Source organism: Variovorax robiniae (assembly GCF_037889955.1).
GTDB classification, from domain to species: Bacteria; Pseudomonadota; Gammaproteobacteria; order Burkholderiales; family Burkholderiaceae_C; genus Variovorax; species Variovorax robiniae.
Genome location: NZ_JBBKZS010000015.1, coordinates 56,226 through 71,371 on the forward strand (window position 1 = coordinate 56,226; position 15,146 = coordinate 71,371).

Genomic DNA, 15,146 nt, shown 5'->3' on the forward strand with positions numbered 1-15,146 from the left:
ATTTTGACCCTGTGTGCCAGGGTCTGGCCACTCGCTAACCCTCTCGCGCGTAGCGGCTGGGTGGCAGCCCAACGTGCCGGCTGAATGCGGTGCTGAACGTGCTCGCCGAGCCGTAGCCGACGTGCTCTGCCACCTCCGCGATGCTGGCATCCTGGCTGCGCAACAGCTTCTTCGCGAGGGCCATCCGCCAGGCGAGCAGGTATTCCATCGGCGGCAGGCCCACCGCGCGGGTGAATCGATCGAAGAACGCCGAGCGTGAGAGGGCGGCCTTCCTTGCAAGTTGCGCCATGGTCCACGCGCGGGCCGGGTCGCCATGCATCTGCCGCATCGCCTGGGCCAGTCGCGCATCGGCCAGACCGCGCAGCAGGCCCGGCGGCGCGCTGTCGCCTGGGGTCGAGCGCAGCGCCTCGATGAGCAGCACCTCCACGAGTCGCGTGAGCACGAGTTCGCGACCCGACCTTCGCTCCATCGACTCCTCGCCAACGAGGCGCACCAGCACGGAAAGCCGCTCTGCGCCACGCACATGCACGAGCGTCGGCAGCAGCGACACGAGCAGCGCCGCATCCGGCGAATCGAAGACGAAGTAGCCGCCGAGCAAACGCACGTCCGGCTGCCCGCCGCGTGTGCCGTGGCGCACTTCGCCAGCGGACGCGGCGCCTTGCTTCGGATCGATGTCCAAAGGCGTCACCGGCTCGAACCCCGAGAGGACGAAACCCGGCGTCGAAGGCAGCAACACGAAATCGCCTGCCTCCAGCGTGACACCTTCCTCGCCATCGACAGCAAGACGGCAACTGCCCGAGAGCACGACACAGAAACTGGGCTGGCCAAAGTCGGCGTAGCGCACGCCCCAGCGACCGGCACCGCTGATGCGCTTGGAATACACGGCACGCGGCTGGAGCAGCGCGATGACTTCTGAATGCGGGTCGCTCATCTGTCGGACGATTGCAAATGAAATCCGGACTCTTCATTGTAGAGAGTCCTGCCTTTCAACACTATCGTTGCAGGCATGAACACAACCTCCACTGAAATCACCATGAAGTCCGTACTCATCACCGGTTGCTCCTCCGGCTATGGCCTGGAGATCGCACGCCACTTCCACGCGCAGGGCTGGAACGTCATCGCCACCATGCGAACCCCGAACGAAGATGTCCTCCCGACTTCTGAAAGGCTGCGCGTGCTGGCACTCGACGTGACCAAGCCCGAGAGCATCGGCGCCACTATGGAAGCGTGCGGCGACATCGACGTGCTGGTCAACAACGCGGGCATCGGGCTGCTTGGCGCGTTCGAAGCCACGCCGACGGCCACGACGCGCGAGCTGTTCGAAACCAACACCTTCGGCGTGATGGCGATGACGCAGGCCGTACTGCCGCGGTTCCGCGCGCGACGCTCGGGCGTGGTGGTGAACGTGACCTCCAGCGCGACGCTTGCACCGATGCCGATGGTGGCCGTCTACACGGCCAGCAAGATGGCCATCGAGGGGTTCACCGCATCATTGGCCTTCGAGCTCGAGGCGTTCGATGTTCGCGTGAAACTGGTGGAGCCAGGCTACGGTCCGAGCACACGCTTCACGAGCAACGGAGGCGCGCGGATGGAAGGCTTGATCCCCGAAGCCTATGCGCCCCTTGCGCAGAAGATCTTCGCCGACTATGCAAAGCCGACTGCCGTGACGACGGAGCCCGACGTGGCGCAGGCGGTATGGCGCGCCGCGAACGATGAGTCGGGGCAGCTTCGGTTCGCTGCGGGCGCTGACGCCGTGGCACTGGCTGGATCGAGATGAACCCAGCCACTCGCCGCCTTGATTTCAAGCACGCACCAGCAACACCACCCCCGACACGATCGCAAACACTTGCACGAAGGCCCGCAGGAACTTCCCGTTGATCCGGTGATGCACGACCCGGCTGAGCCCCGCGCCGATCAGCAGCGCCGGCAGCAGGCTTGCTGCCGCGCTGAGCTGCGTCCCATCAATGCGCCCCGTCGCCATCAAGGTGGCCAGCGACACCAGCTCGCCGACGAGGAAGCACAGCGCGATCGTTGACCGCATGATCGCCGGCGCATGATGCTGATAGACCAAGGCCAGCGGCGGGCCGCCGATGCCGGTAGCCGTCTCCGTGATGCCCGTGACCAGCCCTGCCCCCACGAAGGCCGGCCGGTTGGGTGTGAAGGCCGGCATCATCAGCGTGACCACCGCAGCCGCGACCGTCGACAGTCCCACGAACCAGGCCAATTGGCTCGCGGTCAGCACCGCCAGCACCCACAGCCCGCCCCCCGTTCCGACGATGCGCCCGCCGGTGATCCAGCTGGCGCCGATGCGGTCGATCGCTCCGCGCTCACGCCACAGCACGTAGAGGTTCAGGGGCAGCATCAACACCAGCACGCATACAGGCAAAAGCTCGGGCTTCAGGATGCCGATTACCGGCGCGACGATCAGCGCAAAGCCGACGCCAGTCGCACCCTGCACGAACGCGGCGAAGACCACGACCAGCGAGATCAGGACCAGATGTTCAACACTCACTGGACGGCCTCCGCAGCCATCACCCCTTCGCGATGCTTCTGCGCCGTCGGATGCAGGCGCTGGATCGGTGCGCGAGCAATCGCGTCGCCCGCCATGCGCGACACCTGCCGCATCAAGGCACGCGCGTCCCAATCCGTCGGCCAGCCCTTCCACAGGCGCAGCTTGCCCGCGACGAACACCGCGTCGAGCTGGTCCCGATTGCCCAGCCGCACCAGGTCCCACATCAGGTCGACCGAAGTGCACAGCTCCGGCGTGTCGACATCGACCAGCAGGAAGTCCGCCTCCTTGCCGACCGCGATCTCGCCGATGAGATGCCCCAGGCCGATGGCCCGCGCGCCTTCGTGCGTCGCATGGTCGAGCCAGGTCCAGCCGCCACCGCACGATGCATCGCCGGTGGCCAGCCCGAAGGCCAGCTTCTGCGCGGCCTCGGCGGCGTCCATGAGGCGGAAGGCGTCACTGCGCGTCGCATCCGTGCCCAGGCCGAAGCGAATGCCCAGCGCCGCCATCAGGTTGGCCGGCGCCACCGCATTGCCCTTCCACTGGCTGGCGACCGGGTTGTAGCTGACGGCGGTGTCGGTCTGGCGAAGCAGGTTGAGTTCCGACGGCGTGACCAGCGTGCCGTGCGCGATGAGCACCTGCGGCCCGAGCGCGCCCAGATGCGCCAACAATTCCAGCGGCCGCTTGCCACGTTGCACGACCGAGCGCTCGACCGAGGCCAGGTGCTCGTTGACGTGCGTCTGGAAGATGCCACCGGCCTCGGCGCAAAGCGCTGACACAGCGACCAGCATCTCGTCCGAAGCCGCCTCCGGCACCGAGATCGCCAGCGACGGATGCACCAGCCGCGCACCCGACCATTCCCGCATGAACTGTTCGGCTCGCGCCTTGAGGCCGCGACGCACATCCGCCACGCTGTCATTACCGCCGTCGTTGCAGATCAGGCCCAGCACGCAGCGCAGCCCCGCCTCCTGCGTTGCAGCCGCCAGTGCGGCGATGTCTCCCTTGGCACGCGTGCCGGCATCGCACACGGTCGTGAAACCGCCGCGCAGCGATTCAAGGGCGGCCAGCTTGGAGACGCCGTGCACAAACTCATCGTCCAGGCTCGCTTCCAGCGGCACCCACACTCGCCGAAAGATCTCCGAAGGCTCGCCATAGGCCAGCGACTTGCCGAACGACTGCGTCAGGTGATGGTGTGCGTCGATCATCCCGGGCATCAGCACCTTGCCCGGCAGGCGGACGGGCGTCAGTTGCGGATGGCGCGCGGCGATCTGCGCCTCGGGGCCGATGTCTCGGAACTGGCCGTCCTGCACCAGCACCGCATGGTCGCGCACGAGTCCTTCGCGCAGCATCAGGTGGTCGGGGGCCAGCAGCATCGTGCCGGCCGTCAAGGCGCCATGCAAGGGCGCGTCGAGATGAGTAGTGGTCATTGGGCTGCCGGCGCCTGTTCGTGTTGCGCCGTTTCGTTGTGGTGACTGTCGTCGCGGCGTGCCGCGGCGAGGTGGTTGAAGACGATGTTGAGCACGATGGCGGTGATCGCGCCCATGGCCAGGCCGTTGCCCAACACCAGTTGCAACGTCGCCGGGAACTTGCTGTAGAGGCCGGGCACGAGGATCGGCAGCAGGCCCATCACTAGCGCGCCGGCCAGCACGAACATGTTGCTGCGCTCATGCAGGTCGACCTTGCGCAGGATGTCGATGCCGATGGTGCCGATGATCGCGAAGACCACCATCGCCGTGCCGCCGACCACTGCCTCCGGAATGGCGCTGGCCAGCCGCCCCAGCGGCGCCGACAGCGCGATGAGCACGAGGATCGCGCCGGCCGTCGCCGTGACGTAACGCGAGCGCACGTTGGTGGCACGCACGATGCCGATGTTCTCGCCGCTGGTGATGATCATCGAGGTGCCGAAGAAGCCGCCCGCCAGCGACATCAGCGCATCGCCACGGATGGTGCGCGGCACCACGTCGCGCGGGTCGATCTTCTTGCCGACCACTTCCGCGACGGCGATGGTCTGGCCGGTGGCTTCCACCATCGAGATCACGCTGAAGATCAGCAGCGGCAGGGCCGCCACCACGTCGAAATGCGGCATGCCGAAGGGCAGCAGGCTCGGCGCGCTCCAAACCGGCCCGGCCGCGACGCCGCTGAAATCCATCATGCCGCAGACGGCCGCGAGCACCGTGCCCGCCACCAGTCCCAGCAGCACCGCCAACTGGCCCAGCATGCCCTTGAAGACGCGGGCGAACAGCAGCGTGAAGGCAATCGTTGCCAGCGCCAGCCCGATGTGGGCCGGGTCCGCGAAGCCCGGCGTGCCGGCCTTGCCCGCGATGATGCCGCCGTACACCTTGACCAGGTTGATCGCCACCAGCATCAGCAGCGTGCCGATCACGATCTTCGGGAAGAAGCGGATGCAGCGCGCGAACACCGGCAGCACCAGAAAGTAGAAGAGCGCCGTGAGGATGACCGCGCCCGACGCCGTCTGCAGGTCGCGCTGCTGCGCGATGGTCAGGAACATCACGATCGGCGCGCCGCCCGGCACCATCACGAAAGGCAGCTTGGCGCCCAGCTTGCCCGGCCCGAAGGACTGGAGCAGCGTGCCGATGCCACACAGCAAAAAGGTCGCGCTGATGAGGTTGACGGTCAGGTCCGCCGACAGCGACAGCGCCTTCGCGACCAGGAAGACCGAGGTAATCGGCACCGCCGCCATCACCAGCACGTGCTGCAAGCCGAACAGCAGCATCTGGGACCAGGGCAGGACGGCATCCACGGCAGGGGTATCGGAAGCACGGGACATGAGCATTTCCTTCAGACCGACCGGCGCCCAAATCGATTTGGGCGTCAACGCAAAAAAATCCGCCGAGGCGGGTGGGGTACATTTCAGGCCAGGCGCCCAAAACGATTTGGGAATTGAATCACCGATTCTGCAAAAGGTCAACAGGCATGATTTCTGGCGGTCCGCGGCGAGTCACCATCAAGGACGTGGCGCTGGAGGCCGGCGTGTCGCCCACCACCGTGTCGCACGCGCTCAACGCCCGCGGGCAGGTGGATGCCCACACCCGGGAACGGGTCGAGAAGGCGGCCAAGAAGCTCGGATACCGGCCGAATCGGCACGCGCAGCGCCTGCGCACCGGCGAGGCGCACATGATCGTGCTGCTGTCCTCGATGCCTTTTGCGGTGGCGGGCGGGCCTTCGCGGCTGGGGTTCATGATGGAGATTGCCGCGGTGGCAGCGGCTGCGGCGCTGGACCGCAGCCTCGCCCTTGTGCTCGCGCCGCCGATGGAGAACGGCAAGGTGCCGCTGGAATTGCTGGAGGTGGACGGTGCGCTGGTCATCGAGCCTTCGGCGGGCGATGCGAACCTCGACTATCTCAAGCGCCGCGGCCTGCCGGTGGTGGCGATCGGCAAGCCGTATGGGACGCGGGAGCTTGTGCCGCATGTGGACATTCATTCGCGCGAGACGACGCGGCTTCTGCTCGATCACTTCCATGACCAGGGCGCGCGCAAGGTCGCGATGATCCTTGGCTCGGCGCAGCGCAATTCCTATGTGCAGGCGCGGGCGGCGTATGAGGAATTCGCTGCCGAGCACGGGCAACTTCCCCTCTTCGCCACCGCCGACGAGTCAGCGGGTGAAAGCGGCGGCGAGGAAGCGGCGGCGGCCTTTCTTGCGGCACACCTCGACATCGATGCGTTCTGCGTGCCGGTGGATGCCTTCGCCGTCGGCGCAGTGCGTGCCATTCGCGCAACGGGCCGGCGCATTCCGGACGACGTGATGGTGGCCACCCGCTACGACGGCGTGCGCGCCCGCACCTGCGAGCCGCCCCTCACCGCCGTGGACCTGCACCTCGACGAAGTGGCGCATCAAGCGATCGACCTGCTGTTCGACCACCTGCGCGGCGACACCTCGCGCCGCTCGGCATCGGGGCCGATGGCGCAACTGGTGCCACGGCAGTCGTCGGTGCGGTCCCGCTGAGCCGCGAAGCTACGCCGGGAGCACGTCCAGATTGCCCGCACCCGGCAAGGCATGCATGCTGTTCTCGACGCGCGTCGAGTAGGAATGGCTGAACACGGTGCTGACCGACGTCCAGTCGCAGCGGGCTTCTGCCGGCGTCAACGTGAGAACGAGAAAGCCGCGCCGGCTGGTTTCGGCATAGCGCAGGTCTTTCACCATCTTCATGAAGCCATCGGCCAGGACTGTCTCCGAGATCAGGGGCAGGAGCCGCTCGAAGCCCGGCGAGCTGATCGAGGCCGTGGCGAACTCGACCCCCACGCGCTGGCCGCTGGCATCGGTGAGGTTGTTGGCCCACGCGTTGTGCGTGTCGCCCGCCAGCGAGACGAGGTTCTTGCCCAGCGAGCGGGCGGCTGCCAGCACGGCCTCGCGCGCCGCCGGATAGCCGTCCCATGCGTCGAGGTTGTAGGGTGCCTTGCGCTGCGCCAATAGCGCGCGTTGCTCGTCGCTGCGCAAGGCCTCCGGCGTGGATTGCGCCAGCACGTAGTCGCCGAGGGTCTCCAGCGTGAACGAACTGGCGACGCTCAACGGGATCTCCATGCGAGCCATCAGCACCTGCTGCCCCAGCACCTGCCAGGTCGCGGGGGACGCGGACATCTGGCCCGTCAGCCAATTCGATTGCTCGGCACCCAATAGTTGCCGCGTCGGGCTGTCGGCACCGCCCGAGAGCCAGGTGTCCAGGTTGACCTGCTGGTCCCGGCCGATGATCCGCGTGTCCAGCATGTGCAGCGAGGCGAGCGTGCCGAAGTCGAAGGAGCGATAGATCTTCTGCGGGCTGGTCGCATCGGGCAGGCGGATCGGAAGCCATTCGCGCCAAGCCTGCATCGCCGCGGCCTTTCGCACGTCCCAGCTGCCTTCGGTGTCCGGGTCGTGGTTGGCGGCGCCGCCGGACCAGGCGTTGTCTGCAAAGTCGTGGTCGTCCCATACGGCGAACAACGGCATCTGCGCATGCAGCGCTATGAGGTCGGGGTCCGCGCGGTTCTGAGCATGGCGCTGGCGGTAGTCGGCGAGCGACAGGATCTCGTGGGTCGGCTGCGATTCACGGTCGATCGCGATGGCCAGTTGCGATGCATAGCCCAGCGGGCCGTATTCGTAGATGTAGTCGCCCAGGTGCAGGAACGCGTCGAGGTCCGTGCGCTTGGCCAGCTCGGCGCACACGTTGAAGTAGCCGGCAGGGAAGTTGGAGCACGACACCACGCCCAACCGCACCTGCGACACATTGCCCACCGGCAGCGTCCTGGTGCGCCCCACTCGCGAATAGTCCGTTCCGACGTTGAAGCGGTAGTAGAAGACGCTGGCCGACTGCAGGCCCGTGGCATCGACCTTCACGGTGTAGTCCTGGTCCGGCCCGGTGCTGGCCGTGCCGCGCGTGAGGATCACGCCGAAATTCGCATCGCTCGAAAGCTCCCACGTCACGTTCAGCGCACCGGGGCTGGACGCGGTGATGCGGGTCCAGAGGATGACGCGATCGGACAGCGGGTCGCCGCTGCTCACGCCATGCTTGAAGACGGTCGTCGTATCGCCCGGAGGAGTACCACCCGTGTTGCCGCCCGTGCCGCCGCCGGCGCCACCTCCGAGCCCTCCACCAAGTCCCCCACCGCCGCCACCCCCGCCCCCACAACCGGTCACGCTGACACCCACGCCCACGGACATGGCAAAGAGGATGGCCCCCCGGACAAAGGCACGGCGGGAAGGCGCCGGAGCCATGAGAGACGGATCTTGATCGGCCTTCTTTGGCCCGTTGTTTTCGTGCATGTCTCGCTCCTGTAGTGGCGCGATTGGATGCCGCTGGGACCCGCCTTCGCGTAGGCCGACGCCAAGCAAGCCCGTGAGCAATTGCTTGCACGCCTCACCGCTCGTTGCAGACGAGGCTTGCCCCACCCCTCTACCCGATCGGGGTAGTGGCCCTCCGGAACGTGCCTCCCAGAATCCTTGCAAGACAAGGAGACCCCGTGAACATCAACCGTACCGTCTACCGCGAAGACCACGAAATGCTGCGCGACACCGCGCGCCGGTTCTTCGAGCGTGAATGCCTGCCGCGCCAGGCCGAATGGGACAAGGCCGGCCGCACCGATCGCGAGACCTGGCTCAAGGCCGGCCGCGAAGGCCTGTTGTGCGTGACCGTGCCGGCCGAATATGGCGGCGGTGGCGGCGACTTCGGCCACTCCTGCGTGCTGGCCGAGGAACTGCATCGCTCCGGCGTCTCGGGCTTCAGCCTGTCGGTGCACTCGGACATCACCGCACCCTACATCGTGCGCTTCGGCACCGAGGAGCAGAAGCAGCGCTGGCTGCCGAAGATCTGCCGCGGCGAGACCATCATGGCCATCGCCATGACCGAGCCCGGCACCGGCTCCGACCTCAAGTCGATCCGCACCACCGCCGTGCGCGACGGCGACGAATACATCATCAACGGCAGCAAGACCTTCATCAGCAACGGCATGAACTGCGACATGGTGCTGGTGGCCTGCAAGACCGACCCCAAGGCCGGTTCCAAGGGCGTCAGCCTGATCATGGTGGAGACCAACCGCGCGGGCTTTCGCCGCGGGCGCAAGCTCGACAAGGTGGGCCAGCCGGCCGCCGACACCACCGAGCTCTTCTTCGACAACGTGCGCGTGCCGGTCGACAACCTGCTGGGTGAAGAGAACAAGGGCTTCGTCTGCCTGATGCAGGAACTGGCGCAGGAGCGTCTCATCATCGCCGCCTACTCCGTCGCAAAGCTCGAGCGCCTGCTGGAGCAGACCATCGAATACGTGAAGGAACGCAAGGCCTTCGACGGCACGGTGTGGGACTTCCAGAACACCAAGTTCAAGCTGGCCGACATCAAGGCGCAGACCGTGGCTGCGCGCACGCTCGTCGACTACTACATCGGTGAGCACATGACGCGCCGCATCAGCGTGCAGGAAGCGGCGATCGCCAAGCTCTTCGCGACCGAGACGCTGTGGAAGTGCATCGACGACATGGTGCAACTGCACGGCGGCTACGGCTACATGCTGGAGTACCCGATCGCACGCGCCTTCACCGACTACCGCATCACGCGCGTGTTCGGCGGCACGAGTGAAGTCCAGCGCGACCTCATCTCCAGAAAACTCTGACCTTCCCCAGGACAAGCACATGACCGAAAAAGTAATCGTCGCCGGCGTCGGCATGATCCCCTTCGCCAAGCCGGGCAAGAGCCTGAGCTACACCGAGATGGGCGCCGAGGCCACGCGCCGTGCACTGGCCGATGCGGGCATCGGCTACGACGCGGTGCAGGAAGCCTACGTGGGCTACGTGTACGGCGATTCCACCTGCGGCCAGACGGCCTTGTACGAAGTGGGCATGACCGGCATCCCGGTCGTCAACGTGAACAACAATTGCTCGACCGGCTCCACCGCGCTGTACCTCGCGCGCAAGGCGATTGCCTCGGGCGACGCGGACTGCGTGTTGGCCTTGGGCTTCGAGCAGATGCAGGCTGGCGCCCTCAAGTCGCACTGGGACGACCGCCCGCCGACGCGCGAGCGCTTCCTGCCCGTGCTGCGCGGCCTCACCGCCGACATGGACGGCATCCCCCAAGCCATCCGTACCTTCGGTGGCGCCGGCCGCGAATACATGGCGCGCTACGGTTGCAGCATGGAGACCTTCGCCGCCGTGCGCGCCAAGGCCAGCCGTCATGCGGCCAACAACCCGCTCGCCCTCTTCCGCAAGATCGTGACGACGGAAGAAGTCATGAACGACGCGGTGATCCTGCCTGGAGTGATGACCCGCCTCATGGCCTGTCCGCCGACCTGCGGCGGTGCCGCGGCGCTGCTGGTGTCGGAGCGCTTTGCGAAGAAGCATGGCCTGCGCAGCGACGTGCAGATCCTTTCGCAAGCGATGGTCACCGACCCGGTGCAGTCCTTCGAGCCGCCCTCGATGCTGAGCTGGATCGGCACGCACATGACGAGCGAAGCGGTCAAGCGCGTGTACGAAGCCGCCGGCGTCGGCCCCGATGACATCGACGTGTGCGAACTGCACGACTGCTTCGCGCAGAACGAAGTGATCAGCTACGAGACATTGGGCTTCTGCCCCGAAGGCGGCGCCGAGAAGTTCGTGAACGACGGCGACAACACCTATGGGGGCAAGGTCGTCATCAATCCATCGGGCGGGCTCCTGTCGAAGGGCCATCCGCTCGGCGCGACGGGCCTGGCGCAGTGCTACGAACTCACGCACCAATTGCGTGGCACGGCAGACCAACGCCAGGTCGAAGGCGCGCGCCTCGGCTTGCAGCACAACGTCGGTCTGGGCGGCGCCTGTGTGGTCACGCTCTACGGCAAGAACTGAACGCGGCCAGCACCATGGACCTCACACTGAGCCCGAACGAAGCCGCCTTTCGCGAAGAGGTACGCGGCTTCATCCGCGACCGCTTGCCGGCCGAGATCCGCGAGCGCCTGAGCAAGGGCCACGCGGGCCGCAAGCAGGACATCGTGGCGTGGCAGCGCATCCTGCATGAGCGTGGATGGGCGGCGCCGCACTGGCCGAAGGAATACGGCGGGGCCGGGCTCGGCACGGCCGAACGCCTGATCCTCGTCGAGGAACTGCAACGGGCCGCCGCACCACAACCGCTGCCCTTCAACGTCGCGATGCTGGGGCCGGTGCTGCTGCGCTTCGGCACCGAGGAACAGAAGAAGTTCTTCCTGCCCAAGCTGGCGCGCCTCGACCTGTGGTTCTGCCAAGGCTTCTCCGAGCCGGACTCGGGCTCGGACCTCGCCTCCCTGCGGACCAAGGCGGTGCGTGATGGCGATGAATACGTGGTCGACGGCCAGAAGATCTGGACCACCTCCGCCCACCACGCCGACTGGATCTTTGCGCTGGTGCGCACCGAGCAGGCGGCGCGCAAGCAGGACGGCATCTCCTTCCTGCTGATCGACATGAAGTCGCCGGGCGTCTCGGTGCGGCCCATCGTCTCCATCGACGGGCAGCATCACCTGAACGAAGTGTTCTTCGACAAGGTGCGCGTGCCGGTCGCCAACCTCGTCGGCGAGGAAGGCCGCGGCTGGGATTGCGCCAAGTACCTGCTGGCCAGCGAGCGCACCAACATCGCGAGCATCGGCCTGTGCTGGGAACGCCTCGGCTACGCACACGAACTCGCGGAAAACATCCAGCAAGTCGGCAAGCGCCTCATCGACGACGCCAAGGTGCGCACCGAACTCGCGATGCTCGGCGCCGAAGTGCGCGCGCTGGAACTGACCAACTGGCGCTTCCTGCTCGATCCTGAAATCGGCAGCAAGAACCCGGGCTTTGCCTCGGTGCTGAAGGTCAAGGGCTCGGAGACGATGCAGGAACTCACCACCCTCATCGCCCGCCTCGCCGGCCCCGCCGGTCTGGAGCGCCGCGATGGCGAAGGCCCGGATGCCCTGCACCCGCTCGCAGCCGCCCTGCCTCGCTACTTCTTCTTCCGCGCAGCCACCATCTACGGCGGCTCCAGCGAAGTGCAGAAGGACATTCTGGCCAAGACACTCCTGGGATGAAGCGCCATGCAATTTGATTTGAACGAAGACCAGCAGGCCTTGGCGGAAAGCCTCTCGCGCCTGCTGGATGACCACTACAGCTTCGAGCAGCGCCGCGCGATTGCGGGCTCGGAAGCGGGATGGAACGAAGCGACCTGGAGCCTGTTGGCGGAACTCGGCGTCACGGCCTTGGGCATTCCCGAAGCCTTTGGCGGCCTCGATGGCGGCGCGACGGATCGGCTGCCCGTGATGCGGGCCTTTGGCCGTGCGCTGTTGCTGGAGCCTTACCTCGCGTCAAGTGTGCTGGCTTCGACTGCGGTGCTGTCTGCGGGCAGTGAAGCGCAGAAGGAGGACTTGCTGCCAAGACTCGCCAGTGGCGAACTGCGCATGGCATGGGCGCATGACGAAGCCGCCGCGCGCCACGAAGCGCTGTGGGTCGAAACGCGGGCCCGGCGCGATGGCAATCAATGGCGCCTCGACGGCACGAAGTCGCTCGTGCTGCACGCCGGTGCGGCCAACCGGTTCGTGGTCAGCGCCCGCGTGAGCGGCCAACCCGGAGACGAAGGTGGCCTCGCCCTCTTCCTCGTCGATGCGGCCAACGCCAGGCTGCGCAACTACCGCCTGATCGACGACACGCCAGCCGGCGAACTCACCTTCGACGGCACCCTGGCAGAAGCCCTCGGGAAACCCACCGACCACGCACGCTCTGCGACAGCCATCCGCGCAACGATCGCCGCCGGCACCGCAGCCGTCTGCGCCGACATGGTCGGCACGATGGAAGCGGCCTTCTCGCTCACGACCGCCTACGTCAACACCCGCAAGCAGTTCGGCCGTCTCATCGGCGAATACCAAGCGCTGCGCCATCGCATCTCCGAGATGGCCGTCGCGCTGGAGCTGGCACGCAGCATGGCCATCGCGGCAGCCGTCGCGGTGGACGACGCCCGCGCACCCAGTTCGGCCACCGACCTGCCCCGCGCCAAGCTCGCCATCGGCCGCTATGCGCGCGCCCTGTGCCAGCAAGCGATCCAGTCGCATGGCGGCATCGGCATGACCGAGGAATACGCTGTGGGGCATTGCCTGCGCCGCATCCACGTGCTCGACCAGTTGTTCGGCGATGTGGACGCGCAGGCTGCGCGCCTCGCGCGCATGTGACCCATCAAGAAACGGAGACAACGCATGAAATACCCCAAGACCCTCAGCCTGCTGGCTGCCGCGCTGACGGCGTTGGCAACATTTGCCGTGCCCGTGCAACAAGTGCAGGCCGCCGACGCCTTCCCCGCGCACCCGGTGCGCTTCATCGTGCCGTTGGGCCCGGGCAGCGGCTCGGACACCATCACGCGCCTGGTCGCCAAGTTGGTGACGCCGGAACTCAAGGGCCAGTCCACCTTCATCGACAACAAGCCGGGCGGCGACGCGGTGCTGGCCGTGCAAGCCACGCTCGCCTCACCAGCCGATGGCTACAGCGTGCTGATGCTCTCGCCCTCGTCGATGGTGATCAACCCGCTCATCAACGACGGCCTGCCCTATGACGCGCAGAAGGACCTGCGCCCCGTCGCGACCATGCTGCGCAGCGCCGCGGTGCTGGTGACCGGCGCATCCTCGCCCTACAAGACCTATGCCGAGACGATGGCCGCCGCGAAGAAAAACCCGAAGACCGTGAGCATGGCCAGCTACAGCAACCACTACCGCATCGGCGCGCTGATGCTGCAGCAGGGCGCGGGCGTGGAGTTCAACTACATCCCCTACAAGACGCCCGGACAGGTGCAGACCGACCTGATGGGCGGCCAGGTGGATCTGGCCCTGCTGGACATCGGCGGCGCACTGCCGCTGATCGCTTCGGGCAAGGTGCGCGCACTCGCCGTGACCGGCAAGGAGCGCCACCCCAAGCTCGCCAACGTGCCCACGGTACGCGAAAGCGGCCAGCCCAACTACGACCTCTATGTGTGGATCGGCCTCGGCGTGGCGGCGAAGACGCCCGAGCCCGTCGTGAAGACGCTGGAAGCCGCGCTGCTCAAGGCGATGGCCCAACCGGAATTCAAGACCTACGTCACCGAGACTGCAGGCGCCGAGGTCTACACCGTTGGCAGCAAGGAAATGGGCGACATGATCGCTTCGGAGACCGCACGTTACCGTGCCCTGTCGAAGCAGGTCGACCTCGCACAAAAATGAATCAGGAGCAACACATGAGCAAGCAGCTTTGCAAGGACCGCGTGGTCGTCGTCACCGGCGCAGGCCGGGGTCTGGGGCGCGAGTACGCGCTGGAGTTTGCACGCCAGGGCGCGAAGGTCGTGGTGAACGACCTGGGCGGCCGTGGTGACGGCGGCCCCGGCTCGGCCACCGGTCCGGCACTGGAAGTCGTGGCTGAGATCGAAGCGATGGGCGGCCAAGCCATTGCCAACGCCGACGACGTCGCGGATTGGAAAGGCGCGAAGCGCATGATCGACGCGGCCATCCACTCCTTCGACGGCCTCGACGTGCTGGTGAACAACGCCGGCATCCTGCGCGACCGCACGCTGGTCAACATGGACGAGGAAGACTGGGACGCCGTGATCCGCGTGCACATGCGCGGCACCTTTGCGCCCTCTCGCCACGCGGCTGCTTACTGGCGCGAGGAATCGAAGGCCGGCCGCCAGCGCGTGGCGCGCATCATCAACACCAGCTCGTCCTCGGGCCTGTACTGCAACGCGGGCCAGTCGAACTACGGCGCGGCAAAGGCCGGCATCGCGGCGCTATCGGTGATTGCATCGCGCGAACTGGACCGCTACGGCGTGACGGTGAACGCCATCTACCCCACCGCCATGAGCCGCCTGACCGAAGACATCTTTGCCAGCCCCAAGTGGCAGGCCATACGCAACGAGGCGCCCGGCTTCGACCCGCTCGACCCGTCGAATGTCGCGCCGCTGGTGGCGTGGCTGGGCAGCGAGGCATCGAGCGGCATCACCGGCCGCGTGTTCGGCGCGCGCGGTGGGCGCATCACAGTGGCGGAAGGCTGGCATGCCGGTCCGCGCATCGAGAAGACGGGGCGCTGGACGGTGGAAGAATTGGGCGACCTGATTCCGGACCTGGTGAAGCAGGCTGCGCCGAATGCGTTGACGACGGGCGAGATTCCGGCGACCGAGGGCGTGCCGGCTTGAGCGCGATGCTCACCCGCTTCGAACAACAAGACAAGACAT

Annotated in this window: 13 protein-coding genes; 8 read left to right on the top strand and 5 right to left on the bottom strand. The window is 66.7% G+C overall.

What is annotated here, in order from left to right; translation table 11 throughout:
* Window positions 1-34: 34 nt before the first annotated feature.
* Window positions 35-931, bottom strand: coding sequence for an AraC family transcriptional regulator (locus WKW79_RS26840; RefSeq protein WP_340338278.1), 897 nt, complete (start codon window positions 929-931; stop codon window positions 35-37).
* A gap of 102 nt (window positions 932-1,033) precedes the next feature.
* Between WKW79_RS26840 and WKW79_RS26845 the strand changes: the two genes are divergently transcribed.
* Complete coding sequence (locus WKW79_RS26845) at window positions 1,034-1,777, top strand: SDR family oxidoreductase (RefSeq protein WP_340338279.1); 744 nt, start codon at window positions 1,034-1,036, stop codon at window positions 1,775-1,777.
* Between the two features lie 24 nt (window positions 1,778-1,801).
* On the opposite strand, the gene WKW79_RS26850 is transcribed toward WKW79_RS26845, so the two are convergent.
* The 3 genes from WKW79_RS26850 to WKW79_RS26860 are packed head-to-tail and all read right to left on the bottom strand — an operon-like array spanning window position 1,802 to window position 5,297.
* On the bottom strand, window positions 1,802-2,512 hold the full coding sequence (locus tag WKW79_RS26850; RefSeq protein ID WP_340338280.1) for a TSUP family transporter: 711 nt from the start codon (window positions 2,510-2,512) through the stop codon (window positions 1,802-1,804).
* Entirely contained in the window at window positions 2,509-3,936 is a 1,428-nt protein-coding gene (locus tag WKW79_RS26855) for an amidohydrolase family protein (RefSeq protein WP_340338281.1), read from the bottom strand. The genes WKW79_RS26850 and WKW79_RS26855 overlap by 4 nt, the downstream gene beginning before the upstream one ends.
* Complete coding sequence (locus tag WKW79_RS26860) at window positions 3,933-5,297, bottom strand: uracil-xanthine permease family protein (protein WP_340338282.1); 1,365 nt, start codon at window positions 5,295-5,297, stop codon at window positions 3,933-3,935. Before WKW79_RS26860 ends, WKW79_RS26855 begins: the two co-directional genes overlap by 4 nt.
* Before the next feature lie 146 nt (window positions 5,298-5,443).
* On the opposite strand from WKW79_RS26860, the gene WKW79_RS26865 reads away from it, so the two are divergent.
* Window positions 5,444-6,472: a LacI family DNA-binding transcriptional regulator gene (locus tag WKW79_RS26865; protein ID WP_340338283.1), complete on the top strand. Its 1,029-nt coding sequence runs from the start codon at window positions 5,444-5,446 to the stop codon at window positions 6,470-6,472.
* A gap of 9 nt (window positions 6,473-6,481) precedes the next feature.
* On the opposite strand, the gene WKW79_RS26870 is transcribed toward WKW79_RS26865, so the two are convergent.
* The gene (locus WKW79_RS26870; RefSeq protein ID WP_340338284.1) at window positions 6,482-8,263 is read right to left on the bottom strand and encodes an alkaline phosphatase D family protein; all 1,782 of its coding nucleotides are present in this window, start codon (window positions 8,261-8,263) and stop codon (window positions 6,482-6,484) included.
* Between the two features lie 197 nt (window positions 8,264-8,460).
* Between WKW79_RS26870 and WKW79_RS26875 the strand changes: the two genes are divergently transcribed.
* The 6 genes from WKW79_RS26875 to WKW79_RS26900 are packed head-to-tail and all read left to right on the top strand — an operon-like array spanning window position 8,461 to window position 15,107.
* Complete coding sequence (locus WKW79_RS26875) at window positions 8,461-9,600, top strand: acyl-CoA dehydrogenase family protein (RefSeq protein ID WP_340338285.1); 1,140 nt, start codon at window positions 8,461-8,463, stop codon at window positions 9,598-9,600.
* 19 nt (window positions 9,601-9,619) lie between these two features.
* Window positions 9,620-10,807 carry a lipid-transfer protein gene (locus WKW79_RS26880; protein WP_340338286.1) on the top strand — a complete coding sequence of 396 codons (1,188 nt, stop codon included), beginning with the start codon at window positions 9,620-9,622 and terminating at the stop codon, window positions 10,805-10,807.
* 14 nt (window positions 10,808-10,821) lie between these two features.
* On the top strand, window positions 10,822-11,994 hold the full coding sequence (locus tag WKW79_RS26885) for an acyl-CoA dehydrogenase family protein (protein ID WP_340338287.1): 1,173 nt from the start codon (window positions 10,822-10,824) through the stop codon (window positions 11,992-11,994).
* A gap of 6 nt (window positions 11,995-12,000) precedes the next feature.
* Entirely contained in the window at window positions 12,001-13,125 is a 1,125-nt protein-coding gene (locus WKW79_RS26890) for an acyl-CoA dehydrogenase family protein (RefSeq protein ID WP_340338288.1), read from the top strand.
* Between the two features lie 24 nt (window positions 13,126-13,149).
* Window positions 13,150-14,142, top strand: coding sequence for a Bug family tripartite tricarboxylate transporter substrate binding protein (locus WKW79_RS26895; RefSeq protein WP_340338289.1), 993 nt, complete (start codon window positions 13,150-13,152; stop codon window positions 14,140-14,142).
* Window positions 14,143-14,156: 14 nt separating this feature from the next.
* A complete protein-coding gene (locus tag WKW79_RS26900; protein ID WP_340338290.1) occupies window positions 14,157-15,107 on the top strand; it encodes an SDR family oxidoreductase in 951 nt (316 codons plus the stop codon).
* Window positions 15,108-15,146: the final 39 nt, after the last annotated feature.

Coding starts and splice junctions, on each gene's coding strand:
- WKW79_RS26895 (WP_340338289.1), top strand. CDS start 13,150: ATGAAATACCCCAAGACCCTCAGCCTGCTGGCTGCCGCGCTGACGGCG.
- WKW79_RS26885 (WP_340338287.1), top strand. CDS start 10,822: ATGGACCTCACACTGAGCCCGAACGAAGCCGCCTTTCGCGAAGAGGTA.
- WKW79_RS26845 (WP_340338279.1), top strand. CDS start 1,034: ATGAAGTCCGTACTCATCACCGGTTGCTCCTCCGGCTATGGCCTGGAG.
- WKW79_RS26860 (WP_340338282.1), bottom strand. CDS start 5,297: ATGTCCCGTGCTTCCGATACCCCTGCCGTGGATGCCGTCCTGCCCTGG.
- WKW79_RS26880 (WP_340338286.1), top strand. CDS start 9,620: ATGACCGAAAAAGTAATCGTCGCCGGCGTCGGCATGATCCCCTTCGCC.
- WKW79_RS26840 (WP_340338278.1), bottom strand. CDS start 931: ATGAGCGACCCGCATTCAGAAGTCATCGCGCTGCTCCAGCCGCGTGCC.
- WKW79_RS26870 (WP_340338284.1), bottom strand. CDS start 8,263: ATGCACGAAAACAACGGGCCAAAGAAGGCCGATCAAGATCCGTCTCTC.
- WKW79_RS26865 (WP_340338283.1), top strand. CDS start 5,444: ATGATTTCTGGCGGTCCGCGGCGAGTCACCATCAAGGACGTGGCGCTG.
- WKW79_RS26890 (WP_340338288.1), top strand. CDS start 12,001: ATGCAATTTGATTTGAACGAAGACCAGCAGGCCTTGGCGGAAAGCCTC.
- WKW79_RS26900 (WP_340338290.1), top strand. CDS start 14,157: ATGAGCAAGCAGCTTTGCAAGGACCGCGTGGTCGTCGTCACCGGCGCA.
- WKW79_RS26855 (WP_340338281.1), bottom strand. CDS start 3,936: ATGACCACTACTCATCTCGACGCGCCCTTGCATGGCGCCTTGACGGCC.